The 24,834-nt window shown below is 42.0% G+C and carries 20 protein-coding genes; 7 read left to right on the top strand and 13 right to left on the bottom strand.

Annotated features, from left to right (window positions below):
- Positions 1 to 163: 163 nt before the first annotated feature.
- From serS to QZ371_RS00790, 5 genes are all read right to left on the bottom strand, one after another.
- Entirely contained in the window at positions 164 to 1,447 is a 1,284-nt protein-coding gene (gene serS / locus QZ371_RS00810; RefSeq protein WP_295207640.1) for a serine--tRNA ligase, read from the bottom strand.
- Positions 1,448 to 2,006: 559 nt separating this feature from the next.
- Positions 2,007 to 3,137: an AAA family ATPase gene (locus tag QZ371_RS00805; RefSeq protein ID WP_295207637.1), complete on the bottom strand. Its 1,131-nt coding sequence runs from the start codon at positions 3,135 to 3,137 to the stop codon at positions 2,007 to 2,009.
- Positions 3,134 to 3,961 (bottom strand): DUF6414 family protein, encoded by an 828-nt coding sequence (locus tag QZ371_RS00800; RefSeq protein ID WP_295207634.1) that lies wholly within the window; start codon positions 3,959 to 3,961, stop codon positions 3,134 to 3,136. Before QZ371_RS00800 ends, QZ371_RS00805 begins: the two co-directional genes overlap by 4 nt.
- 117 nt (positions 3,962 to 4,078) lie before the next feature.
- On the bottom strand, positions 4,079 to 5,173 hold the full coding sequence (locus tag QZ371_RS00795; RefSeq protein ID WP_295207631.1) for a DUF262 domain-containing protein: 1,095 nt from the start codon (positions 5,171 to 5,173) through the stop codon (positions 4,079 to 4,081).
- On the bottom strand, positions 5,173 to 6,237 hold the full coding sequence (locus QZ371_RS00790; RefSeq protein WP_295207628.1) for an adenine-specific methyltransferase EcoRI family protein: 1,065 nt from the start codon (positions 6,235 to 6,237) through the stop codon (positions 5,173 to 5,175). The genes QZ371_RS00795 and QZ371_RS00790 overlap by 1 nt, the downstream gene beginning before the upstream one ends.
- A 143-nt stretch (positions 6,238 to 6,380) precedes the next feature.
- On the opposite strand from QZ371_RS00790, the gene QZ371_RS00785 reads away from it, so the two are divergent.
- Together QZ371_RS00785 and QZ371_RS00780 are read left to right on the top strand one after the other, a co-directional pair.
- The gene (locus QZ371_RS00785; RefSeq protein ID WP_295207626.1) at positions 6,381 to 6,749 is read left to right on the top strand and encodes a helix-turn-helix transcriptional regulator; all 369 of its coding nucleotides are present in this window, start codon (positions 6,381 to 6,383) and stop codon (positions 6,747 to 6,749) included.
- Between the two features lie 97 nt (positions 6,750 to 6,846).
- Complete coding sequence (locus QZ371_RS00780; protein WP_295207623.1) at positions 6,847 to 9,579, top strand: hypothetical protein; 2,733 nt, start codon at positions 6,847 to 6,849, stop codon at positions 9,577 to 9,579.
- A 37-nt stretch (positions 9,580 to 9,616) separates the two neighbouring features.
- On the opposite strand, the gene QZ371_RS00775 is transcribed toward QZ371_RS00780, so the two are convergent.
- From QZ371_RS00775 to QZ371_RS00750, 6 genes are all read right to left on the bottom strand, one after another.
- On the bottom strand, positions 9,617 to 10,021 hold the full coding sequence (locus tag QZ371_RS00775) for a hypothetical protein (protein ID WP_295207620.1): 405 nt from the start codon (positions 10,019 to 10,021) through the stop codon (positions 9,617 to 9,619).
- Between the two features lie 14 nt (positions 10,022 to 10,035).
- Complete coding sequence (locus QZ371_RS00770; protein WP_295207617.1) at positions 10,036 to 11,235, bottom strand: plasmid recombination protein; 1,200 nt, start codon at positions 11,233 to 11,235, stop codon at positions 10,036 to 10,038.
- 325 nt (positions 11,236 to 11,560) lie between these two features.
- Positions 11,561 to 12,685, bottom strand: coding sequence for an AAA family ATPase (locus QZ371_RS00765; protein WP_276689219.1), 1,125 nt, complete (start codon positions 12,683 to 12,685; stop codon positions 11,561 to 11,563).
- The gene (locus QZ371_RS00760) at positions 12,685 to 13,005 is read right to left on the bottom strand and encodes a hypothetical protein (RefSeq protein ID WP_021680835.1); all 321 of its coding nucleotides are present in this window, start codon (positions 13,003 to 13,005) and stop codon (positions 12,685 to 12,687) included. Before QZ371_RS00760 ends, QZ371_RS00765 begins: the two co-directional genes overlap by 1 nt.
- The gene (locus QZ371_RS00755) at positions 12,986 to 14,083 is read right to left on the bottom strand and encodes a site-specific integrase (protein ID WP_295207612.1); all 1,098 of its coding nucleotides are present in this window, start codon (positions 14,081 to 14,083) and stop codon (positions 12,986 to 12,988) included. The genes QZ371_RS00760 and QZ371_RS00755 overlap by 20 nt, the downstream gene beginning before the upstream one ends.
- Complete coding sequence (locus QZ371_RS00750; protein ID WP_040646623.1) at positions 14,083 to 14,286, bottom strand: transcriptional regulator; 204 nt, start codon at positions 14,284 to 14,286, stop codon at positions 14,083 to 14,085. The genes QZ371_RS00755 and QZ371_RS00750 overlap by 1 nt, the downstream gene beginning before the upstream one ends.
- A gap of 381 nt (positions 14,287 to 14,667) precedes the next feature.
- Between QZ371_RS00750 and QZ371_RS00745 the strand changes: the two genes are divergently transcribed.
- On the top strand, positions 14,668 to 15,159 hold the full coding sequence (locus QZ371_RS00745; RefSeq protein WP_295207607.1) for a helix-turn-helix transcriptional regulator: 492 nt from the start codon (positions 14,668 to 14,670) through the stop codon (positions 15,157 to 15,159).
- 112 nt (positions 15,160 to 15,271) lie between these two features.
- Here QZ371_RS00745 and guaA read toward each other — a convergent pair whose 3' ends face one another.
- Entirely contained in the window at positions 15,272 to 16,807 is a 1,536-nt protein-coding gene (guaA, locus tag QZ371_RS00740) for a glutamine-hydrolyzing GMP synthase (RefSeq protein WP_295207604.1), read from the bottom strand.
- A gap of 298 nt (positions 16,808 to 17,105) precedes the next feature.
- Between guaA and QZ371_RS00735 the strand changes: the two genes are divergently transcribed.
- Positions 17,106 to 19,208: an LTA synthase family protein gene (locus QZ371_RS00735; RefSeq protein ID WP_295207601.1), complete on the top strand. Its 2,103-nt coding sequence runs from the start codon at positions 17,106 to 17,108 to the stop codon at positions 19,206 to 19,208.
- Between the two features lie 115 nt (positions 19,209 to 19,323).
- Here the strand turns inward: QZ371_RS00735 and QZ371_RS00730 are convergent, their stop codons facing one another.
- Positions 19,324 to 20,109 carry an AraC family transcriptional regulator gene (locus QZ371_RS00730; RefSeq protein ID WP_295207599.1) on the bottom strand — a complete coding sequence of 262 codons (786 nt, stop codon included), beginning with the start codon at positions 20,107 to 20,109 and terminating at the stop codon, positions 19,324 to 19,326.
- A 262-nt stretch (positions 20,110 to 20,371) separates the two neighbouring features.
- On the opposite strand from QZ371_RS00730, the gene QZ371_RS00725 reads away from it, so the two are divergent.
- From QZ371_RS00725 to araD, 3 genes are all read left to right on the top strand, one after another.
- A complete protein-coding gene (locus QZ371_RS00725) occupies positions 20,372 to 21,847 on the top strand; it encodes an alpha-L-arabinofuranosidase C-terminal domain-containing protein (RefSeq protein WP_295207596.1) in 1,476 nt (491 codons plus the stop codon).
- Between the two features lie 202 nt (positions 21,848 to 22,049).
- The gene (locus QZ371_RS00720; protein ID WP_295207593.1) at positions 22,050 to 23,624 is read left to right on the top strand and encodes an FGGY-family carbohydrate kinase; all 1,575 of its coding nucleotides are present in this window, start codon (positions 22,050 to 22,052) and stop codon (positions 23,622 to 23,624) included.
- Positions 23,625 to 23,826: 202 nt separating this feature from the next.
- Positions 23,827 to 24,516: an L-ribulose-5-phosphate 4-epimerase gene (gene araD / locus QZ371_RS00715; RefSeq protein ID WP_295207590.1), complete on the top strand. Its 690-nt coding sequence runs from the start codon at positions 23,827 to 23,829 to the stop codon at positions 24,514 to 24,516.
- Positions 24,517 to 24,834 lie beyond the last annotated feature (318 nt).

The raw sequence follows: 24,834 nt of genomic DNA, 5'->3' as shown, positions 1-24,834 counted from the left end.
GAGGAATTAAGGTATCGCCTTTGGCGATGAATTCTGATTTTTTTGGGGGGCGACCAATGGTCGCCTCTTTTTTGTATGTTTGCGTTATGAGATACACAAACAAAAACGGACAAACGATTTTTTCGTCTGTCCGTTTTCTTATATTGCGTAATTTATCACTTTATTACTTTGTGATCTTATCCTTGCCGCCCATATACATTCTGAGTGGCTCTGGGATATTTACTGTGCCGTCAGCATTGAGATTGTTCTCAAGGAAAGCGATAAGCATTCTTGGCGGAGCAACAACTGTGTTGTTAAGAGTGTGAGCGAAATACTTTGTGCCGTCCTCACCCTTGATCCTGATACCAAGACGTCTTGCCTGTGCGTCGCCGAGATTTGAGCAAGAACCAACTTCAAAATACTTCTTCTGTCTTGGGCTCCAAGCTTCAACGTCGCAGCTCTTGACCTTGAGGTCAGCAAGGTCGCCCGAGCAGCATTCGAGAGTTCTTACTGGGATATCAAGTGAGCGGAAGAAATCAACAGAATTTTGCCAAAGCTTGTCATACCAAGCCATACTGTCCTCCGGCTTGCAGACAACGATCATTTCCTGCTTCTCGAACTGGTGTATTCTGTAAACACCTCTCTCTTCAATGCCGTGTGCGCCGACTTCTTTTCTGAAGCAAGGTGAATAGCTTGTAAGCGTTTTAGGCAGCTCGCCCTCTGGGATAATAGTGTCGATAAATCTGCCGATCATAGAGTGCTCAGAAGTACCGATAAGATAAAGGTCTTCGCCCTCGATCTTGTACATCATACCTTCCATTTCAGCAAAGCTCATAACGCCTGTAACAACGTCAGAACGGATCATATAAGGAGGAATGAAGTAAGTAAAACCTCTGTCGATCATAAAATCTCTTGCATATGAGAGAATAGCAGAGTGAAGTCTTGCGATATCGCCCTTGAGGTAATAGAAGCCGTTGCCGGAAGTCTTTCTTGCGCTGTCAAGGTCAATGCCGTCAAAGCTTTCCATAATATCAACGTGATATGGAATCTCGTAATCAGGAACGAATGGGTCGCCGAACTTTTCGATCTCAACGTTTTCGCTGTCGTCCTTGCCGATAGGAACGCTTGGGTCGATGATGTTAGGGATAACGAGCATTCTCTCACGAATCTTGGCTTCAAGGTCTTTTTCCTTTTCAGCCATAGCGTCAAGCTCAACACCGATAGCGGAAACCTCAGCCTTGACCTTCTCGGCCTCGTCCTTCTGACCCTTAGCCATAAGACCGCCGATCTGCTTGCTCATAACCTTTCTTTTATTTCTGAGCTCATCAGCCTTAGTTTTAGCGGCTCTGAACTCTTCGTCGAACTTAGCGACCTCGTCAACGAGTACGAGTTTGTCGTCCTGAAATTTCTTTTTGATGTTTTCCTTAACAAGCTCCGGATTAGTACGGATAAGCTTAATGTCTATCATTTTAACATACTCCTTTTGGCGGCGAAAGCGAATAATGCCGCAATATCTATCCTTATAATAATAACACTAAAAGCACATTTTGTCAATGTTTTTTAGTTCGCATAGGGCTGTTTTAGTGAGGAATGAGGAGTGAGGAATGAAAGTATCGCCTAGCGGCGATGGATTTTAAAATGGAAAGTGACAAATAGCGAAGCAATTTTGCGACACGCAAACGTAACGTCAGTAACTGCGATCCAACCCAGCAGTAACGTCCGTAATAGTAAAGCAAAAAAAGAACCCAGCTTCAACAAAAGCTAGGTTCTTTAAGATCAATAAAGTATAAAACTATATAGGAAATTATTCCCACTCCTCAAATCGCCCTTCAGACTAAACGATTTTGTTTAGGGAATTTGAGCTGTGGTATCTCAATTATACATTTTGTTCTGTATTGTACTTGGCTGCTGATGCTCCGTTATCATTTTGTTAGCACGTTTGATAATGAGCTGTGCAACTTGTGGAGGCAATGTGTGCCTGGTGGCTTGCTCCTTATTTGGTATTATAGCGCAGATTGGGGCGGTTGTCAAGAGGGGATGATACCTCTTGCCTTTAATATTTCTAAGTTTACTGCATCCTCAATATCATTTCTTAGCATACGCATATTAGGATAACTTCCTTCTCTTATTGCTTTTTCAAAAAACAGAAGCACTCCATTGCTTTCAATTAAAGCCTTATCTTCATCATCCAAATTATCAATTACTTCTGCATAGCGGTTACTTGCGATAGTAAGTTTATCCTCTATGCTAATAGGCTTAAAAATCACTACTTTAGAAAAACGGGAATAAATAGGAGTACCAAGGTTCTTTTCGGCTTCTTCTACAGTTCTATAATTTGTTGTGCATATTATAATACACTGTGATACATCCACAGAATAATTTGAATCAACAAATACGCCTTCATCAAACATCTGATAAAATGCATTGTAAAACGACGGTACTACTTTGTCAAATTCATCGAGAAGGATAACATTTGAACTACGTCTTATTAATTCTCTTGCTAGACTATCTTCACCATGTTCAGCACCAAAAATATATTGATATGCACTATTAGTTTGTTGCATAGAAAATTGTATTCTAACCATATTCGATCCTAGGCACTCGCTTATATATTTAGCTGTTTCAGTCTTGCCAATGCCTGAATCGCCTAGAAACAATAACGTGACAGGACGTTTGCGTTTTATACTTTTTAATGTATAAATAGATGAGAGAGCTTGCTTAATTACATGAGGCTGCCCTATAACAGCTTTATTAAATCCTTCTGCAATTCTTTTCATGTCTTCTATAGTAATTGCTTTATATTCGTGTTTGTGCTCATGAATAATAGCGCTTTCAAATGTCCTTATGATATCCTTGTATATCTTATCTGGCGGATTACACAACCAAATGTTTTTTATATTCACTTTCAAATGAAGCAAAACATTATTTGAGAATCCAAGCACTGCCCATTCTTTGATACCGCCGTAGTCATCAGTATGTATTATTAGATTCTCAACTTCCATAGGGTTTTCTTGTGAAGAAGGTATTCCACTGATCTGTATATCTGTTTTATTTATATGGGCAATCACATCAGTTAGAAAATATGCATTTTCTAATGATTCTGTAGCTGATTCAAAATCCCTATCAGCTCCCCAATAAATTTCTATTTTTTCAATCATTCAACTACCCCAGCCAATACAATGTCATAAACATCGAGCTTTGATGAAGTATCATTTGTTTCACCATCAGCATAATTTGCTCGTGATGATACTGTAGAGGTACCAAATTCAAATTCTTTCTGAACCTGTAAATCTGACTTATCTATTTGCCCTACATGAATACCATAGTAAGTCAACTGCATTTTGGGGAGATCGGACATTGTATAACTGTTTCTGAAAGCAGTTCTGTTAAATCTAAGTACTATTTCTTTTCCGTTGTGGTCTGCAATAAAATCATAATATCCTCGGCCTTTTTCAATAGCTTCTTCTATTTTTGTAACATCAATTTGCATAGCTTGTCCATCGTTTGTTGTTAATGGTAGCTGCCCATTGATCATACTCATATATGGAGCGATTAACATCATATATGCAAAAGAGTTCTTTTCAGGTCGAACTTTAATATTTGAGAATTTTTTGATACCTTCACATCTCTTATTCTTGGTTCGACGTTTATCTGATTCAAGTAAAGCAATAAAATCAGCTAATAAGGTGTTTTCAAGGATATTCTTAGCTAAACGCTCTGACTTTCTCATAGCATTAGCATCCGCTCCAACCTCAATGTTGATTTTACCACCGCTTAAAAAACTAAAAATCTTAGATAATCCGCTCTGCTCTGTACCGATTCCAGCGTCCATAGAAGCATTTCCTTCTATTTCCGAATTAACCTCTGATATAAATTCTGTTGTCTTCTTCAACTCTCCACCTGCAATAACTTGCATAAAGTCAGAAACAAACATCTCATCAAAATATATGATCTTCAAAAAAATATTTGATGTACTACTCATGCGAACCTCCATTCAAAAAGAAGATAAAAATCCCCCTGAAACAACACTGTTATCCAGTATATCTACATTATACCACGATAACCGTGTTATTTCAAGGGAATTCGCCTATATATTCTATTATTCCTGTCCCGACTTCTTCAAATTACAATCCCTGCAAAGCATCTGCAAGTTCTCCGGAACGGTCTTTCCGCCTGCGTGCCAGGGAGTGATGTGATCGGCATGCATTCTGTCGAGTTCAAAATGTTTCTGACAAATCGGACAGATTCCATTTTGTTTGGCATAAGCAGTAGCTTTCTGACTATCGGTAAATGCTCTGATGCTGAGAACTTTTTCTTTTCCGCTTAAAAGATACTCATAAATCCCTTTTTTAGAGGTTACATCATCATCTGCCATAAGTTCGGTTATTCTTTCCTCTAACACATTTGGGTTATAGGAATTATTTCCAAACACATTATAAAACAATCCCCATTCAAGCCCTTTCATTTCCTTTCGATATTTCGGAAAGAGTGTGTTCACCCATGAAATAACGTTCTGGAAATAAAGCCATAATGCAGTGCCGTCTGAATCATGCTGATGTTCTGACATATATTCTTCAATCCTCTTATTTTCTTTTGAAGCGATCCACTTGATTGCCTTTTCAAGATAATCCTGACGGATCATTTCACCGCTGAGATATTTATTTCCGATCTTATATGCAGGACAACCATTCTTGGAAAAATATTTTTTGACATCTGTCAGCCATGGACCGGTATAAATCGCATTTCTCAGTTCCTGATCAGCAAGTTTTACACCTGCAATATTTATCGTCTTGAACCACTCCAGCTTTTCAAGATCATTTCCTTTGCATATGTAGATCATAAGCTTGTAATCCAGAATACGTTCTCTTTCAGTATTGGTGAGGTTATGAAAAGTTCTGTTATTGATTGAAAAATCTCCGCTGCAATACTGACAAATGCTGATCGTTCTTTGCTGTCCGTCAAGCAGTTCATAGTTTCCATTATCATCTTCGCACCAATACATCACATTCAAAGGAAAGCCTTTTGTCACAGTATCGATGACGGCATTGCGTTCTTTTTCCTTATAAACAAACTCTCGCTGAAAGGCTGGTCTGACGTTAAGTTTTCCACCAAATGCAATAACTCCGTTATCTGCACTATCTTTGTACCCATCGAATATTTCTCTGATCGTATGTTCTTCAAGTCTGATTTCCATTATTTCTCCTTCTTTCTAATCAAAATTCTTGCATATTTGGGCTTGCCATTAATTGCACTATCTGCATCTTTTATTAAGTATGTATTTTTATTTTTTTGCTTATCGAACAATGCATATTCTCTTGCATCTAAAATTTCAAACTGTTCAGGATTATACTTATCAAGAAAAGTAATAGGAACTCCCATTGCACCGTCATAGTTGTAAGGTATTTCTGCTGTTTTATTGACATTTATAGCATTATAATTATCATAAGAAGGATATTCCTCTTCTGAATAGCTTTTATAAAGGATTAAATCCTCATGTCTTTTGCTGTGGTCAAGATTTGTATACCAACAAATATTTCCAAAACTTCTCCATTTTTGCCCACTCTCATCAACCCAAAACCGTGTTTCTCTCGCTTCATATGACTCCGGAACTGTAAATGCCATATCTCCGCACTTAAAGCCTAACCACAACCTATTTTCTTTGATTAGTGGGAAAACCTCCTTATATGTAATTGCGTTCTGATTCCCAATAATAATAAATTTTTTATCATACTCCATAAGCTGTGCAACGTATTCTCTGAAAAGGGAAAATGGGGGATTTGTCACAACAATATCAGCTTCTTTCAAATATTCAATACATTCAGCAGAACGAAAATCGCCGTCCCCCTTTAATATTTTCGGCTTATTCTTCTTTAAAATCAACTCAAAATCAGTCAGATCAACCGCACCATCGCCATTTTCATCTGTAACTTCAGAAATTTCAATGACATACGGTTTCTTTCCACTGTAAGCAACGGAAATTACTTCTTCCTCGCCAAAAAATGTAAGCTGCGTATACATCACGGGAGAAGTCGTATAACAAGTTGCAATAAGCTTTTTCAATCCGAGAGCATTAAAATTCATTGCAAAATACTTCACGAAATTGCTCTCATAAGGGTCATCACAATTGCAGAAAACAATCTTATCCTTGAAATGTTCCTTATAATGCCTTAATTCGTTCTCTATGTCGACTAACTGAGTATAAAACTCATCTTTCTTTGCATTTTTCGCAGCAGAAAGATTTTCATTTTTGTTTGCCATTTTACTATGCCTTTCGATTTGATTATATATCATGTTTTTCATTTCAAACTTGATTATATATCAAGCAGTATACCATAAAATTGCATATTTATCAAGTGGTTTGGGGTATAATTTGAGTATACTACAAATTCTTGAGGTGCAAAATGGATGAAGTGTACGATTTCGGAGTAATTCTTCAAAAATTACGAAAAGAAAAAGGGTTTACGCAAGAGCAGCTTGCCCGTCTGATTCATAAAGAAAGTTCAATCATAAGCCGATATGAAAAAGGGTTGCAAAATCCAACCTTTGAAACGGTAAAAGAATTCGCCGCTATTTTTAACGTTTCAATGGATTATCTTGCAGGAATGGAAAAGCATTCAAATATTTCCACTTTTGGTATGAACCCGGAACAGATCGCTATTACTAAAAATCTTATTGAAGTTTTCAGAAAAAAGAACATATCAACGTTCCAAAAAATGGGCGCAGAACATTACCAGATTATAGGAAAGATTGCGGTAGAGTTATCAAAATAAAGCCGAAGAACTCGTATAGGATTCTTCGGCATGTTTGCTTTTATCTTGAATTATATGTTTATTTATGGTATAATAAACATAAAAACGGAGGGATTTCATGAATAGTCCTAATATTGAAGAAAAGTTGAAAGTGTTCATAAGCTCTGCAATGGGTGATGAAGTACATACAGATTCAGAAGAAACATTTAAGTGGCTTGATTTTAGAGAAACAGTACAAAATGAACTTAATAAATGTCCTTATATTCAAGCTTTTACCATTGAGAATCGAACAAGTAGCATGAGATCCAGTGATTTTATGGTAGCCAATGTTGATTCGTCAGATATTGTTGTTCTGTTGATTAAAAATGAATTTAGGAAAGGAACTGAAGTTGAATATACTCGTTGTCGAGAAACTAATAAGCCAATGTTAGTTTTTTTCTTTGGAGACGATACTGCAAAAGATGAGGTCATAAGCTTGCGTAAGGATCTAGAAAAGAGAGATTATTGCACGTATCGTAAAATGAATGATTTTACAAATGCAGAAAAGATTATAACTAACGCAGTAATCCAGGATGTCATTTTTTATTATCATTATAATCATCATTATACACCATTTTTGCAACCTATAGATATAGATGGTACTCCAATTGAAACTGAATCCGACTACGATTCATATATACCGACTAAAACTGTTTTGTCTCAGTTTAAGACAAGCTATAAATCTATATACAGCTATATTGGAATGTCAAATTTATCGCAAAAACAATCCGATATTCCTTTGTCTAATTTGCACACTGTAGGTGAACAAGCAATAAAATGGGTGCTTAACGGTGAGAGATTTTTATCATCTGATGTCAAATCAAAACTTGTAAGTTCAGTTGCTACAATCTACCCTAATGTAGAATGGTATTCAAAACGTCTGGATGCAATCGATTTCTTTATTCAAGGCGATATAGTTAAAGCTTATTATTCAGAGAAAGAAGCACTCAAGTTAGCCGAAGAAACCAAGGCTGCAGCTTGGATTGTAACAAATATTCTAATAGATTTACGTAATCTTCAAATGCTTTGTCCAAAGAATAAAATTGGACTGGAAGATGAGATTTACCAAAATAGACTTAATTCACTTAATACTATTGTTCACGTTCCTGTGCTTGACCGATATTTGGAAGACACATATGAAGCACTTTTAAACGAAGAAATAAAACGAAATACAGCTTCTTTTGGAACAACCTTTTTTGGAAGTAATCTTGATAATATCATTTCTGGTGTAGAAAACTATCTTTTCTCATCTCTCTTATACGGTTCATATACACATTTGGCTATTACTCGGAAGATATTTGCAACTATTTTCTATCGTACTGGCAAATTATATAATAGCCCCGAACTCCTATATACTGCAATAAAAATGTATCTTTTTGACGGGAAATATAAAGATTTTATACGCCTTAGCAATCTTGAATGGAATAATATCAGTAATATTTTTATTTTGAACGCTGATGGATTATGGCATCAAGCACATAATTTACAAGAAAGATCGAAAGAGGCGGTCTGCATAGGTGTATTATACAGGATAGGACTTTATCTCAGTGATAATTCGTTTACAGAAGCAGAACGTTACTTGTTAGAATTATCTGAGCATCTACCATGGAATATTTCAGATAATTATACGGATTGCATTATAAATAATTGTGAACGTCTAAGCAACGAGAATGTTGTAAAGATTCTTATTACTATTATAGGTAAGGATAAATACGCAACAGCAAATCACATAACTCGTCTAATAAGTTATCTTGATCTAGAATCTGTATCAAACAAAACATTAAAATCACTTTGCGAAGTCTTGAAGGAAAAACTGCCTGACATGGTGAGTAGAAATGGTGATCCACAATGTATAGCTGCATTAGTAAATGGTAATCCTGATGTCTTTTCTGAATTGGAAACACTACCTAATAATGGACTTTCTGGAGAACAAGCGCTGATTTATGCTCTCAACACAAATAAAGGCGATTGGTATGCTGTGTTACAATCGGAAATAGAAAGTGCCAGACAGCAATTTGAGGCCAATAATCAAAAAGGTATTTATCACGAATTTGGTGTAAATCCATACTACATAGTATCATGTGTGTTTGAAAATAATCCTTCATACGATATCATTAAATGCGTAACAGAAGAATTTTTCCCATTGTGTATAGATGTGCTTAATAGTAACTGTTCTTTTGATACAAAAGATCAATGTGCAGAATGTTTATGTACCGCTCTTGGTTACTATCATAAAAACGGCATTGATATTCCTTCTGCATTGATTGGTTGCATTCAAAACGTCTCCTTAGAAGATTCATCTGACTTCATAATGACACATAGAAGTAACGAAGGTTTATGGTGTAGACTTATTATACTGAAAATACTTGTCGGAGTTCTGGAAAAACAAGTTTTGATTCAATGGTGTTTCTCATATAGTAAAAAAGATGCCAAAGAACGACGTGCCTTAGTACAATGCCTAAAGACATATCTTCAATATTCGGTCGATGTTAGTTCAGATGTAGATGCATTAATCATATCTATCATATTTCAATGTTGTGAAGATCAAGATGTTTTCATTAGGACAATGGCTTGTGAATGTCTATGGTTTATTCTTGATTCACAATGCGCTGGACAAGCAGAAGAAAAAATTTATGAAATGTCGATTGACCCAACTCCAGCTATACGAAGTAAGCTTCTATACATTTTCAAGGAGAATAATACGATTCATAAAGAGTTGATTAATAGAATTACACTACAATTAGTGAATGATGCAAACTATGTGATTAGAAAGCAAGCAAAGGATATACTTGAAACCAATCTTAAAATGTAAATATTATTCCTCTTGTTCCCTATGAAGCATAATTAAATCATACATACACCAAATCCGCATACACCGCCTCTCTTGCACACAACCTAAACATATTCTCCAAACCTTGAGCTTTGCAGAGATCACCAACAGCAAGTGCCTGCTGATATTCCTTATCGTCAGCTTTCCACTTTTCAACCTGTCTTTCCAGAGCATTTTCCACAGACTTATCCAGTTCGGTCAGATAGCTCAGGATCTCACCGCTATTTACAAGTTTTCTCAGTCTGTCCTTGCGGTACTCCGCCGAATAGTGCAGGTGATACTTGATATGCTCAGAATGGAATGCCGTTACTGTTGGCTCAGCATCAGCTGCATCGTGTGTAACGGTAAGTGCATTGGTATCCAGTACCCAGACCGACTTGTTTTTGCCGTTCACCGAAATTTTATCTTTACTTCTGATAATCATAATATAGCCCTCCTTTATTCCAGCACGTTCTTTCTTGAAGTGCTGTTGTATCTAAACTGCTGAAAATCGGAACTCAACCCGCAGGCAGAAATAAAAGCCTCAGCCTTTTTTAGTTTGCGTGAAAGCTCGTCCTCACGGCTGATACGCTTTGCTTCCTTGTTCAGCTTCTCACGGGTGAAAAGAGCCTTTTCCTTTTCAGCTTTCTTGTAAGCGGCAAGCTCCGAGGAAACAGCCGACAACTGCTTTTTCAGCTTATCACGCTCCTGCACTGCCGTGTCATGCTCGGATCTGAGCTTCTTGTTGGTCTTGACCATTGCCACATACTTCTTTGCCGTGTCGCTGAGCTTGTCATAATCCTCTTTTGTGAGAGTAACTTTCTTTCCAAACATCGACTCCTTGGCTTCAATGCCCTCGATCTCATAGAGTTTGACCTTCTTCTTAGCTGCCTTGTCAAGCTCCGCACGGGCTTCGTCACGCTCAGAAAGAGCCTGCTCCTTTTCTTCGTTCAGCCGCCTAATTTCGTCTTGATGCTTGCCGTATTCCTCAACCGTATAGCTGTACCCTCTGGACTTCTTCGGCTCTGAGATCTCAATACCATGAGCAGTACATATCTGGTGCAGGACTTCCCATTCCGCTAACCGCCAGCGGTTGATCGCATTTGCACCTTTGCCGTGTCCCATTTCTTCGAGAGCTTTCGCCATAGCATTTCGGGTATCAAGCCCTCTGTCGAAATGTCCGACGGGGATATAGTCGATGTGTAAATGCGGCGTAGCTTCATCGAGGTGCATCACAGCATTGAACACATAGAAATTCGGATTTCTTTCTGAAAAGCCCTCCATGTACTCCCGTAAACAGGCAACAGCGATCTCCGCATCGGGAGTACCGACACCTGTATCATCTTTTGTGCCGATCTGAACTAAGTCCTCATAAAAGCTCTTTTGCTTGTTTGTCCCTGTGATAACGCTTGCACTTGGTTCACGGCTGAACAGGTGCTGAAAGTAGTCATTGATATTGCGATCCTTTCTTTTCTGACGAGCGTTATATCTCTCTGCCGCTTCGCCAAAAAGCTGATGGTATGCTTCGCCCAGTTCCTGCTGAACAAAAACAATGTTATCCGCAGTGCGTGAGCTGTCAATATTCTTGGCAGTGAAATCCCGATTGTTATGTGACAGGCTGCCTTTCCCCTGACACATCGAGATAGTCTTTGTACTCATAATAGTCTCCTTTGTTTCTATATTTGAATCCTCTGATGAGGGGATTGCTGACGCAAAGCCCTGACGGGCAATTGGCTTGCAACGATACGGAGATCGGCAAACCGAACGGCTCGGAGAGCCGAGTTACCTGCGGAATGCCGCCGGTAACCCCATAGCACTTTCGACAGCCTTACGGACTATCAAAAATACTATCGGGGCTCTGCGAGGCTTGAACGGCGGATAAACCGTCAACGCCGTGACGATGTGTGACGATGGTGACGATGATTACACCGCTCACAAAACATCGTCACGACCGTCACGGACTGACACGCCAACCACTTGAAATTTACTCTTTTGATAACAAAGAAAAGAAAATCATGCGTCCGCTGTGGTTACGCTTATTCGTGTATCGAATGCTATAATCATTCATCAATCTGCCTGCATTGACATTGAGTTTCAGCGAAACCACATTCGGCTTCATATCAAGTCCAAGCTTTTCTATCAGTTCAGTCGCTGTACCCTGCCAAGTCGGATTTTCTTCTGTTACAAGATTGGCGATACATTCCAGCAACGGTTCGGGAGGTTCTTTCCAAAGCTCTGTTTCTGCTTTTTCAAAATTCCAGCAGAGTTTTTCTTCATCACGAATAAGATGGATTTTCTGATCTTGCTGATCACGGCCTGAAATTTCAAGTGTTGCCTTATTGGAAGTCCTGTTTTCCTTGTAAAGCATAAATGCTCCGTCTGCACAGCCAAGTAACCCATTTGTTCCTGAGATCATGTCGAAGTTATCAGATGACTTTTGCTTTCTCGTATGATGAACTAACAGCAGACATATTCCCCAACTGTCAGAGAACTGTTTCAGCTGATTGATGATCTCGTAATCTTTGGCATAGCTGTAAGAATCACTGTCCACCTCACGGATTTTTTGAAGTGTATCAATAATCACAAGCGTTGTGTCAGGGTGTTCTCGGATAAAACCGCTCAGCTGATCGGTCAGACCATTTCCAAGCGGTTTGGACGATACGGAAAAGTACAAGTTTTCCGTACTGTCCGTTCCGAACATTCGGTACATTCGTTCCTGCAATCGTCTGTAATCATCTTCCAGTGCAAGGTAGAGAACCGTACCCTTTTTCACAGGATAGTCCCAAAGCGGAGTACCTGTGCTGACATGATAGGCAAGCTGTGCCATAAAGAAGCTTTTGCCGATCTTAGGTGAACCGACAAACAGATAAGTACCTTGATAGAGCAAGCCCTCAATAACAGGCGGTTTCTTGCTGTAAATATCCTGATACAGTTCCTGCATCGTGACTGTTTTCATGTATGACGGATCAATTTTCTTGAAAAATTCGTCAAAGGGGTTGAAATTTACATCACGATTTGATATACTATTAGTAGTTTGTTTTATGGATGACTGCTCCGTATCTACGCCAATAGATACGTTCGGAGCGGTCATTTCTTTTTCTTCTGACATCAGGATTCTCCTTTCATTCCATTTAATGTAGTGTTGATGAGTCGTATCGTTTCAAGAAGTTCATCACTTACAGAACTATTTTCTATTCTCTGCAATTCTGAAAGCACTTCCGCAAGCTGATTTTTCAGAGCTTTATACACTCTCGGATTGCCCTGCACCACCACATCACGGCAGAGAAGCCTTTTTACGATGTAGTCCTGTTTGGTCAGTCCTGAAAGTGCCACTGCTGAATTTATCAGCTTTTCTTCTTCGGGAGATACCCGAAATCCGATGGTTCTGGAACGAAATCTGCCTTTGCTGTCAAGGTTTTTCGCTGACATTTGCGTTATCTCCTTTCTTCAACTCACTGAGTTTATTCGCCATTTCCGCCTGTTTCGACGGAAACAGATATGCATAGCGGTATGTGATCTCAATGCTCTCATGTCCCACACGATCTGCAATAGCAACAGCCGAAAACCCAAGTTCGATCAGAAGCGAAACATGGCTGTGACGCAGATCATGGATACGGATACGCTTCAAACCCGTTTCTTTTACCCCTCTGTCCATCTCGTGATGCAAATAACTCTTGGATATTGTGAAAATACGCTCATCTGATTTCTGATCGTAAAGCATACGGAGATAGTCCTGCATCTCCTCACAAAGAAAATCAGGCATTTCAATGGTACGGTTGCTTTTCTTGGTTTTCGGCTCTGTAATAACGTCCTGCCCCTTGATACGCTGATAGGACTTGTTAATGCGGAGCTTTCGATTCTGGAAATCAAAGTCCTCTGGTGTGAGAGCCAACAGTTCGCCAAGACGGATACCGCACCAATACAGCATTTCAAAGGCATAAAACGAAACTGGTTTGTCCATCATGACCTCAGAAAACTGCATATATTCGTCCTTTGTCCAGAAGTTCATCTCTTTGGCATTCTTTACGCCAATACTTCCAGCTTTGGCAGCTGGGTTTACGCCAAGATCATAGTAGCGAACCGCATGGTTAAAGATACAGGAAAGCTGATTGTGCAGATTCTTCAAATATGTTTCCGAATAGGGCTTTCCGTTTTTGTCACGGTGACGAAGCAGTTCATTCTGCCACGAAAGCACATCTCTCGCCAGAATATCCTTCATCGGTTTATCCCCGAAATAAGGGAGGATTTTCGACTGAATGACGTGTGCCTTATGTTCCCATGTATTCTGTTTCAAGCGAGATCTCATATCCTGTTCATACAGCTTGTAGAAGTCCTTAAACAGCATATCAAGGTCACTGTTTGCCTGAAGCAGAAATCTTCGCTCCCAGTTCTGTGCCTCACGTTTGGTAACAAAGCCACGCTTGCACTTTTGTTTTCGCTCCCCCTGCCAGTCCTCATAACGAACCATAGCATACCAAGTGCCGTTTTTATCCTTATATACGGGCATTATTCCTCACCAGCTTTCTTTTTGGGAGGGTTCACCGAGTACACTCGCTCGTTAAAGTACTCACGGTTCACTCTGCCTGTTACTGTGATAAACCCTTTGTCGGAAAGTTCCTGATTGAGTTTACGAATGATTTTGTACGCATAGGCAACAGAGATCTCCATAACCTCAGCAACTTCCTCTGCACGAATAAATTTTTCTGACATATACATTTGTTCCTTTCTGTGTTCTGTATTCGCAAAATCTGTTCTAAACATTTTTGCTTAATTACATTATACTAAACAAATTTGCTTTTGTCAAGACACTTTTGCGTATTTTCTAAATTTTTTTGTTTAGGGCAATACCGCACAAAGATTGTGCGACAGATGCGTCGTCAAATTTTTCGTCAGATGAAACAAAAAGCGGAGTGAATACTGGATGTATTCACGAGCATTTTTGTGAAATATGACGAGAAATTTGCAAGCAGATGGCGTGCAAAGTCGCCAGACGCTCTTTGTGCGGTATTGCCTTAGTATCTCTTGACTGACTTAAACATATATGTTATAATGATTCTACTAACAGAACGATATTATAAGGAGTAAACCACCATGAGTATAATGGGAGATAAAATACACCGTATCCGTGATTTCCGTGGAATGACACAGAAGCAGCTCGGTAAGTCTGTCGGATTTGATGAGAAATCCGCCGATGTCCGCATCGCACAGTACGAATCAGGCACTCGTACACCAAAACAAGCACTTGTGGAACGGCTTGCCGAGGTGCTTGATATAAACCCTCGTTTCCTTGCTGATGATGAAATTCTCGGAGCGGAGGGCGTTATGATGATGCTCTTTGAACTGGACGAACATTACCCGATCAGCGTTGAGGACTGTACAGATGAGGACGGAAACAAACGTAAGGGCATTATTTTCGGCTCTATTCTTCTGAACGACTTCTTTGCGGAGTGGCAGAGACGAAAAAAAGACCTTGCTGACGGTAAGATCAGCAAGGCCGAATATACAGAATGGAAGCTTAACTGGCCGAAAACGACCGATGACTGCGGTAAACATGAACCCTCGAAAGAGTGGCGTGACCTGTAAACCGCCTGAAATGCAGAACATTTCAGTTTTACTTCCTGTTATCAAATTGTTATCACTGAGATTTTAAGGCTTTAAAAATGGCGTAAATTCGGCATTTTTGAAGTCTTGTTTTTTATTCCCACTCCACCGTTCCTGGCGGCTTTGAAGTAATATCATAAACTACTCTGTTGACGTGGTCAACTTCGTTGGTTATTCTGTTGGATATCCTTGCAAGTACATCGTATGGTATCCTTGCCCAGTCAGCCGTCATAAAGTCGTCTGTCGTGATGGCTCTGATCGCTATAAGATGATCGTATGTCCTGTGATCGCCCATTACGCCAACGGTCTGTACGTCTGGAAGTACCGCAAAGAACTGGCTGAGCGTGTCCTCAAGTCCGCTCTTCTTGATCTCATCACGGAATACTGCGTCCGCTTCCTGCAATACCTTGATCTTGTCCTCTGTGATCTCGCCAATAATTCTTACGCCAAGTCCAGGACCCGGGAACGGCTGACGCCATACAAGCTCCTTCGGTATGCCAAGCTTCTCGCCGACTTTTCTTACTTCGTCCTTGAAAAGATCGCCCAATGGCTCGATAACGCCGTCAAAGTTGATGTCCTCAGGCATCTTTACCTGATTGTGATGCGTCTTTATGGTCGCAGCGTCGCCCTTTCCGCTCTCGATACGATCGGGATAGATCGTACCCTGTGCGAAAAATCCGCCGTCTGCTTCTTCTCTTATCTTGTCCCAAAATACCTTGTAGAACTCTGTGCCGATAGTCTTTCTCTTCTCCTCAGGGTCGGATATGCCCTTGAGCTTCTCCAAAAACTGCTTCTGACAGTTTACCCTTACAAATCTCATATCGAAAAGTCTCGTGAAAGTCTCCTCAACAAAGTCTCCCTCGTCTTTCCTCATAAGTCCCTGATCGACAAATACGCAGGTGAGCTGCTTTCCTACCGCACGGCTGATAAGTCCTGCCGCAACCGATGAGTCAACACCGCCCGAAAGTCCAAGTACGACCTTCTTGTCGCCGATCTGCTCTCTGAGCTTCGCAACTGTGTTCTCAATAAAGTTGTCCATTACCCAGTCGCCCTTGCAGCCGCAAACTTCGTAAAGGAAGTTTTTCAGTATCACCTTGCCGTATTCGCTGTGCGTTACCTCCGGGTGGAACTGAACTGCGTATATCTTCTTCTCAGCATTTTCCATTGAAGCGCAAGGACAGTCCTCAGAATGTGACGTGATAACAAAGCCCTCTGGAGCTACGCTGATATAGTCCGTGTGACTCATCCATACAACGCTCTTTTCAGGAACGTCCTTGAAAAGCTTTGAACCCTTGTCAGCTGTGATCTCGATCTTGCCGTATTCGCTCTTTACGCAGCTCTCGACCTTTCCGTCGCACATCCACGAAATAAGCTGACAGCCATAGCATATGCCAAGAACAGGTATGCCAAGATCGAGGATAGCCTTGTCATAGTGGGGAGAGCTCATATCATAAACGGAGTTCGGGCCGCCAGTGAAGATTATGCCCTTGTAGCCCTGTGCCTTGATCTCTTCGATAGGCGTCTCAAAGCTCTTTATCTCAGCATAAACGTGATGATCTCTGACACGTCTTGCGATGAGCTGATTGTACTGTCCGCCGAAGTCAAGCACAAGTATCTTCTCGTGTGACATATATTATACCTCTTTTCCTGTAATAAATTTAATGATCTTTCAATTGAAATCAAATACATAATCATTATAACACGTTGCACAAGCTTTTTCAAGGGCAATTTCGATATCCCAGCCCCCTGTGGGTAAATTAATTGTGAACTTTGGAGATAAAAAACAGACCATAAAATTATAAACAAAGGTCATAGTATATATTTGGCTATAAAAGCTATTGAAAAATCAAATATCCTGTGATATAATGTAAAGGTGTTGTAAAAAATTATAGCAAATAAATATAGAAAAAAAGAAAGAAGATATAAAAATGGAGAAAAACGAAATAGCAGAAAGTACCAAGGCAGAGACAAAGCCAAAAAGCCGCTTTAGAAAGCTCTTCGACAAATTTGACACCCAAAACGGCAGGCAAAACCTGTCCTTTGTGTTCGGTATGCTCACAATAATTCTTATCGGCACGGTGATAACCCTTGTGAGGGTCTATATGGACAGCGACGGCTTTGACTCGTTTACAAGAAATATTGCTCTGGGCGCAGCCTGCGTCGCCGATATCGGCATAGTTTTTACACTTTCAAGGTTTATACTACTGCGAAAAGATATGCGCAAACGGCGAAAAAGCGCCGATAGCGATAGCGGCGACACGACCCCAGCCATAGGCAGGGCTGACCCATTTATAGCTTCTGTGTTGCTGGCAGTAAATTCCTATCTATTGCCCGATTTCGTTATGTTTTCCTACTTTCCAAAGGCAAATGTGATTTATATCCTGCTGGGAATTCTGCTGTGCTGGCTGTTTTATCTTGTTGGAATAATTCTCTTCCCAAAGCCCCACGCTTGGTTCGGTATTGTAAGCGGATTTTTCACGCTTTATGCAGTTTTGCAGTATTATATAATGTATTTCAGAGGAAATCCTATCCAATTTGCTGACCTTGCAAATCTTTCCACAGTCTCGGAAGTCACGGGGATGTACGAATTTCCTATCGCCGCAATGCCCGTTTTCGCTGTGGTGAATTTTGCCTGCACGCTTTACCTCATCGTGACAACAAACTTCCAAAAGAAGAGTATCCCCACAAAGCTTATTTCCTGCGGCGGACTTGCCCTCGGCGTTGCCATAATTTATTACGGCGGCAGCTTTGCATACGATCTCGGCATAAAAAACCGCTACATAAGGCTGAATTTCTCCGGCGCAGAAAATGCCGATACTTATGCGACTGTTGGCTATGACCTTATGTTCTGCTTTGACGGAATGTTCAACCGTGTTTCAAAGCCCGACGGCTATTCCACAGAAAAAGCTGAGGATATCCTCACTCAGTTCGATACGGAAAAGTCGGATAAAAAGCCCACTATCATCGCAATTATGAACGAATCCTTTGCGGATTTTGAGCATATCGCAGAATTTAAGACCAACAAAGATTATATGCCGAATTATCACAAGCTCCAGTCGGAAAGCATAAGCGGATATGTTTCCGTTTCCGCATACGGCGGCTATTCCTGCAATTCGGAATACGAATTTTTGACGGGCAATACCCTTGGCTTTTTGCCGTCGGGAAGCGCAGTTTTCACCCAGTATCTTGACGAAAAGCAAAACGGCCTTGTTACTTGGCTCAACGAGCTTGGCTATTTCACCCAAGCCGTATCGCCTTGCACAGAGGGGCTTTGGAATATCGGCGGAGCGTATGAAAATTTGCAGTTCAAGGAGAAGATCTTCAACTGTCAGAACAATATCTCAAACGTTCAGTATATAAACGACAATATGTCAGACGAAACGCTTTTCCATTATATCGAGGCGCAGTATGAAAATCACAAGGATAACCCATATTTTGTTTGGACTGCCACAATGCAGAACCACGGCCCATATGACAATGCCGATTCAGTTCCGAGCGAGATAACCTTTGAGGACTATAACGACCCCGAAGCTTTGCAGTATCTCAATTCGATCTATCAGTCGGACAAGGCGCTGGGCGAGTTGGTGGACTATTTCCGTGACAGAGACGACGAAGTTATAATCGTAATGTTCGGCGACCATTATCCGCATATTATCAATTTCACAGAGCACCTTTACGGCAATGACGTTGCCCTGCTTTCCACGGAAGATTATTCACGTCTCCGCCAGACCCCGTTTATAATATGGAGCAACAAGGGTCTTGAAGCGAAAACTATCGAGGATATCAGCCTTAACTATCTTTCCAACGAAGTAATGGACGCCGCAGGTCTGCCGAAGTCGAGATATCAGCAGGAGCTTGACGTTATCCGCCAGCAGATACCCATAATAAGCTCATACGGCTATAAGACCGCCGAGGGCAATTGGTACGCTATCAATGAGATCGAAGAGGAACATAAGGATATTCTGAATACCTATGAGACCGTGCAATATTACAGAATGTTTGACAAGAACAGGGATAGTAAGTTGAATTAAAACAATTGTTCCACGTGGAACAATGATCGGGCGACCGAAGGTCGCCCCTACAAGTTAAGCTACATATTTTTAGACGATCCAAAAGGCGACCTTGAAATTTTCACAGGCCGCCTTTTTATGGTTTCTTATTCTGCTGACGAAATTGTGAGGGGGTCATATCATAGCGGCGTTTGAATTGGCGCATAAAGTGGACGTCGTTTTCATAACCGCAAATGGCGGCGACATTTTTCACGGTCATATCGGTGCTGAGTAGGTAATATTCGGCATTTTTCATTCGTGCGCAGAGGATATCCTCATAGCAGCTTACGCCGAATTGTGCGGTGTAAAGATACTGAAAATGTGAGGGGGAAATATTCAGCCCTTTCGCCATATGGGCAATGCTGCGCTGAGCGGCAGGGGTGCTGTAAATCTCCGCACGAAGCTTTTCGAGGGCTTCGGCGTAGTGGTTCTTTTTGGTTGGCTGGTCTTGCTCACGGCGTGAAAATTCCTCGCCAAGGCGCAGGACGAGCATTTTTAGCATAAGCTCGATATAGTCGTCCTTGACGGGGCTGTCGGAAAGGCTGAGGCGGCTTATGACGGAGAGGATATCCTCAGCTTTGGAGACATCGGAGAGAGTGAAAATCGTATTATAGGGAAGTTCTGACTTTTGGGTGAAATGGTCATCGCAGTCGAAGTGCACCCAATGGTTTATGTAGAAGCCTGCGCAGGCACGATATATTTGGGGAGAGCCTTTTTCATATAATATAGCGCTGTCGGGAGAAACGGTATACTCGTTATTTCCGAGACGGACGACGGCTTTGGACTTGAAGATCAGCAAGAGATTATCGCCCGAACCGTTGGGGCGGCGGATGGAGAAAGCGCCATCGTGGCTATAATTGATACCGAGAGCGTGGAGGAGCATAGATATCACCTTTCTGAGACAAATTCGTAGGATAGGTCAGTATAATAATATGATATATCATTGCTGTTTTTTTGTCAAGTGATACAATGTTAATGAGGAATGAGGAATGAAGGTATCGCCGTTGGCGATGATTTTTGAATTGGAAAGTTCCAAAAGTCCGAATCTGCACTTGAACAAAAAACTAGAGCAGCGATTTTGCGACACGCAAACGTAACGACCAGTAACAAGCAAACATATAAGAAAATCAAGAAAGGTGAAAAGTATGAAACAAATATCAATGCTAGTAAATACAAAGGATAAAAGATCGCATATCGACCCCGAAATATACGGACATTTCTCCGAGCATTTGGGCAGATGTATATATAATGGTATGTATGTGGGCGAAAATTCAGCTATTCCTAATACCAAAGGCGTGAGAAATGACGTTATCGAGGCGTTCAAAAATATCAAAATGCCTGTACTTCGCTGGCCGGGCGGCTGCTTTGCCGATGAGTACCATTGGAAAGACGGTATCGGCGAAAAGTCGCAGAGGAAGAAAATGGTCAATACTAACTGGGGCGGCGTGACTGAGGATAACTCTTTCGGCACTCACGAGTTCTTTGACCTCTGCGAGGAGATCGGCTGCGAACCTTACCTCGCAGGAAATCTCGGCAGCGGTACTGTTCAGGAGCTCTCCGAATGGATCGAGTATATCACCTTCGACGGCGTTTCTCCTATGGCTGACCTCAGACGAAAAAATGGCAGAGAAAAGCCTTGGAAGCTCAAGTACATTGGTATCGGCAACGAAAGCTGGGGCTGCGGCGGTTCGATGAGACCCGAGTATTACTGCGACGAGTACAGAAAATATCAGACCTTCTGCAAAAATTTCAGCGGCAACGAGCTTTTTAAAGTAGCTTGCGGCCCGAATGCTAACGACTATAATTGGACGGACGTTGTAATGTCAAACCTCGGCGAGTGGCATACAAAGGCTATATCTCTCCACTATTACACTCTGCCAACAGGCGATTGGAGCAAAAAGGGCAGCGCAACTGAGTTCTCCGATCAGGAGTATTACGAGACCATTTCAAAAACCCTCTTTATGGACGAGCTTATCCGCCGCCACGCTGAGATAATGTCCCGCCGTGACCCGGAAAATAAGATAGGTCTTATCGTCGACGAGTGGGGCTGCTGGTATGACGTCGAGCCCGGCACGAACCCCGGATTCCTCTATCAGCAGAACACTATGCGTGACGCTATCGTGGCGGCTTGCAACCTCAATATTTTCAATTTGCATAGCGATAAGGTCGTAATGGCGAACCTTGCGCAGGCGGTCAATGTTTTGCAGGCGCTTATCCTTACCGAGGGCGAGAAAATGGTCAAGACACCGACTTATCACGTCTTTGATCTGTTCAAATCACATCAGGGCGGAGAGCTTTGTTACAGCCACGTTGATAATATCACCGCTGGGGATAAAATTCCGATGATATCACAGTCCGCTTCCATAAAGGACGGCATTCTCACCATCACGATCGCAAACTGCTCTATCGACGAGGACGCACATATAAGCTGCGATATCCCAGCGGTAAAGGGCGGCGATATCAAGTGCAAAATTCTTCACGGCGATGTGAGAGACTATAACGACTTTGACAACGGCGATAAGGTCGTTATAAAGGAACATAGTGCAGCTCTCATCGAAAGCGGATTTGAACTTGATCTGCCGAAATGTTCCGTTGCGACTGTTAAGATCAAGATAGGATAGGTCCTTCGGGGCTTATTGAAATGTTGCCGAAAGTGTGATAAAATATAACATAAACAATAGAAAATTCAAATTGTTGAAAAAGTGGTAAACCGACGGGCGAACGCTGTTCGCCCCCTACTAGTTACGTTTTTAACAAGACAAAATATAATCATAGAGAAAAATATAAACACATAATAAAAAAATAAAAAAGGAGCGCTTGATAATGACCGCAAAGGATAGTATTTTGCAGGGAAAAACTTATCTCGGTATCGAGTTCGGCTCAACGAGGATAAAGGCCGTGCTGGTGGGAAGCGACCTTGCGCCTATGGCGACAGGTTCTCATCAATGGGAGAACCGATTTGAAAACGGCTGCTGGACTTATTCTCTTGAGGATATCAAAAACGGCGTGCAGGCTTGCTATAAAGACCTTGCAGAGAATGTAAATGAAAAGTTCGGCGTTTATCCCGAAACTTTCGGCGCTATCGGAATATCCGCAATGATGCACGGCTATATGGCTTTTGACAGCAGCGACAGACTGCTTGTGCCGTTTAGAACTTGGCGAAATACTATGACCGCAGAGGCCGCAAAGGAGCTTACGGAGCTTTTCGGCTTCAATATCCCTCAGCGCTGGAGCATTGCCCACCTTTATCAAGCTGTGCTCAACAAAGAGCCTCACGTCGTCCATATCGCTTATATCAACACCCTTGCAGGCTATGTTCACAAGCTTTTGACAGGCCGCTTTGAAGTTGGCGTTGGCGAGGCTTCGGGAATTTTCCCTGTCGATGGCATTGGGTATAAGAGCGAATATGTCAAGCTTATGGATAAGGCGCTTTCTGACAAGGGCTTTGCAGGCAAGATAGAAAATATTCTCCCTGCGGTGAGAAATGCAGGCGACAAGGGCGCATTTTTGACGGAAGAGGGCGCAAAGTTCCTCGACCCAAGCGGAAAACTCAAAGCAGGTGCGGCGGTTTGTCCGCCGGAGGGCGACGCAGGCACGGGAATGGTGGCAACGAACAGCATTTCAAAGCGCACGGGAAATATCTCCGCAGGCACTTCGATATTCGCAATGCTGGTGCTGGACAAACCGCTTAAAGGCGTTTACGAGGAGATAGACGTTGTTACAACACCAGACGGCTCTCCTGTTGCGATGGTTCATTGCAACAACTGTTGTTCAGAGCTTGACGGCTGGGTGAATATGTTCGGCGAATTTGCGGCGCTGACAGGCAACAATATCGACAAGAGCAGCCTTTATGAAATGCTCTATCGCAACGCAATGGAAGCGGACAGCTCTTGCGGCGGTGTGACGGCGTACAACTGTCTTTCTGGCGAGCCTGTTATAAAGCTTGAAGAGGGCAGGCCGATGTATTTTCGCACCCCCGACAGCAAGCTTACTCTCGGAAACTTTTTCAGAGCGCAGCTTTATTCCGCATTTTCTGCGCTGAAGATCGGAATGGATATACTTTTTGACAAGGAGAATGTGACGGCTGAAAAGATAACAGGTCACGGCGGACTTTTCAAGGTCAGCGGAGTGGCTTCGCAGCTTATGGCGGACGCACTTTACACCCCTGTTTCGGTTATGACAACGGCAGGCGAGGGCGGCGCTTGGGGAATGGCACTTCTTGCGGCGTATATGGAGCTTTCACAAGGCGAGAGCCTTTCTGAGTTCCTTGACAAAAAGGTCTTTGCAGATATGGAAGCGGTCACGGCTCAGCCGAATGCTGAGGCTAAAAATGGTTATGACAAGTTCCTTGAGAGATACAAGAACGGACTTGAAGCGCAGAGAGCGGCGCAGTTCTGATAAAAGAGACAATTTTGTAGTTGCGACGAATACAAAACCAACGGGCGAACGATGTTCGCCCCTACAAAACGCATTTACGTTGTTTGTAGGGGAAAATTGTTGTTCAACAAGGCTCACAACAATTTGCGTCCTCGACGTCTCATTTATCGCAAGCTGTTTGATGTAATATTTGCTTTTTAAATTGTTGAGAGGAGAAAATTTTATGCTTGAAGAATTAAAACAGCAGGTGCTTGAAGCAAATCTGCTTCTGCCTAAATATAATCTTGTAACATTCACTTGGGGAAATGTTTCCGCCGTTGACAGGGCGAGCGAAACTCTTGTTATAAAGCCGTCGGGCGTGCCTTATGAGGGTATGAAAGCCGATGATATGGTTGTAGTTGACATTGAGACGGGCAAGGTAGTTGAGGGCAGGTACAAGCCTTCCAGCGACACCCCGACGCACATCGAGCTTTACAAGGCGTTTGACATCGGCGGAATTGTTCACACGCACAGCCGTTGGGCGACTTCCTTTGCGCAGGCAGGCAAGGGCGTTATCCCTATGGGAACAACTCACGCAGATTATTTTTACGGCGAGATACCTTGCACAAGGGCCATGACTCCCGAGGAGATCGCAGGGGAATACGAAAAGGAGACAGGCACGGTAATAATCGAGGCGTTCAATGGACTTGACCCCACGCAGATACCGGCAGTTTTGGTAAAGAGCCACGGCCCATTCACTTGGGGCAAGGACGCAGCGGAGGCTGTTCACAATGCTGTTGTGCTTGAAGAGGCGGCGTTTATGAACTTCCACGCAATGATGATGAACCCCGAGATCGGTCATATGCAGCAGGAACTTCTTGACAAGCACTTCCTCAGAAAGCACGGCAAAAATGCTTATTACGGACAGAAATAAATTGGATACATATGGCGTTTGGTAGCCATAAAAATGAGAACTTAAACAAGTGGGACGTCGAGGACGCAAATTGTTGTGAGCCTTGTCGAACAACAATTTTCCCCTACAAATTACGTTTTTGTAGGGGCGAACAGCGTTCGCCCGTCTGTTACCAGCTTTTTTGAATAACACGGGCGGCTTTTATGGTCGCCCTTTTTTGCGTTTTTGTCTCTTTTATCATATTCGTCAAAATAGCCAAAATATCGGCGAGAAATTTTACATTAATTTTGTATTGTTAGGCAAGGCTAATCTATTGACAAATGTGTACCGATGTGGTAT

The sequence above is a fragment of the Ruminococcus sp. genome (assembly GCF_019423705.1).
Lineage (GTDB): Bacteria > Bacillota > Clostridia > Oscillospirales > Ruminococcaceae > Hominimerdicola.
Note: the sequence above shows the minus strand (reverse complement) of the source record. Positions and strands in the feature narration are given on the sequence as shown.

Coding starts and splice junctions, on each gene's coding strand:
- QZ371_RS00770 (WP_295207617.1), bottom strand. CDS start 11,235: ATGAGTACAAAGACTATCTCGATGTGTCAGGGGAAAGGCAGCCTGTCA.
- guaA (WP_295207604.1), bottom strand. CDS start 16,807: ATGTCACACGAGAAGATACTTGTGCTTGACTTCGGCGGACAGTACAAT.
- QZ371_RS00720 (WP_295207593.1), top strand. CDS start 22,050: ATGACCGCAAAGGATAGTATTTTGCAGGGAAAAACTTATCTCGGTATC.
- QZ371_RS00780 (WP_295207623.1), top strand. CDS start 6,847: ATGAATAGTCCTAATATTGAAGAAAAGTTGAAAGTGTTCATAAGCTCT.
- QZ371_RS00730 (WP_295207599.1), bottom strand. CDS start 20,109: ATGCTCCTCCACGCTCTCGGTATCAATTATAGCCACGATGGCGCTTTC.
- araD (WP_295207590.1), top strand. CDS start 23,827: ATGCTTGAAGAATTAAAACAGCAGGTGCTTGAAGCAAATCTGCTTCTG.
- QZ371_RS00790 (WP_295207628.1), bottom strand. CDS start 6,237: ATGGCAAACAAAAATGAAAATCTTTCTGCTGCGAAAAATGCAAAGAAA.
- QZ371_RS00735 (WP_295207601.1), top strand. CDS start 17,106: ATGGAGAAAAACGAAATAGCAGAAAGTACCAAGGCAGAGACAAAGCCA.
- serS (WP_295207640.1), bottom strand. CDS start 1,447: ATGATAGACATTAAGCTTATCCGTACTAATCCGGAGCTTGTTAAGGAA.
- QZ371_RS00795 (WP_295207631.1), bottom strand. CDS start 5,173: ATGGAAATCAGACTTGAAGAACATACGATCAGAGAAATATTCGATGGG.
- QZ371_RS00725 (WP_295207596.1), top strand. CDS start 20,372: ATGAAACAAATATCAATGCTAGTAAATACAAAGGATAAAAGATCGCAT.
- QZ371_RS00785 (WP_295207626.1), top strand. CDS start 6,381: ATGGATGAAGTGTACGATTTCGGAGTAATTCTTCAAAAATTACGAAAA.
- QZ371_RS00805 (WP_295207637.1), bottom strand. CDS start 3,137: ATGATTGAAAAAATAGAAATTTATTGGGGAGCTGATAGGGATTTTGAA.
- QZ371_RS00745 (WP_295207607.1), top strand. CDS start 14,668: ATGAGTATAATGGGAGATAAAATACACCGTATCCGTGATTTCCGTGGA.
- QZ371_RS00800 (WP_295207634.1), bottom strand. CDS start 3,961: ATGAGTAGTACATCAAATATTTTTTTGAAGATCATATATTTTGATGAG.
- QZ371_RS00750 (WP_040646623.1), bottom strand. CDS start 14,286: ATGTCAGAAAAATTTATTCGTGCAGAGGAAGTTGCTGAGGTTATGGAG.
- QZ371_RS00755 (WP_295207612.1), bottom strand. CDS start 14,083: ATGCCCGTATATAAGGATAAAAACGGCACTTGGTATGCTATGGTTCGT.
- QZ371_RS00775 (WP_295207620.1), bottom strand. CDS start 10,021: ATGATTATCAGAAGTAAAGATAAAATTTCGGTGAACGGCAAAAACAAG.
- QZ371_RS00760 (WP_021680835.1), bottom strand. CDS start 13,005: ATGTCAGCGAAAAACCTTGACAGCAAAGGCAGATTTCGTTCCAGAACC.
- QZ371_RS00765 (WP_276689219.1), bottom strand. CDS start 12,685: ATGTCAGAAGAAAAAGAAATGACCGCTCCGAACGTATCTATTGGCGTA.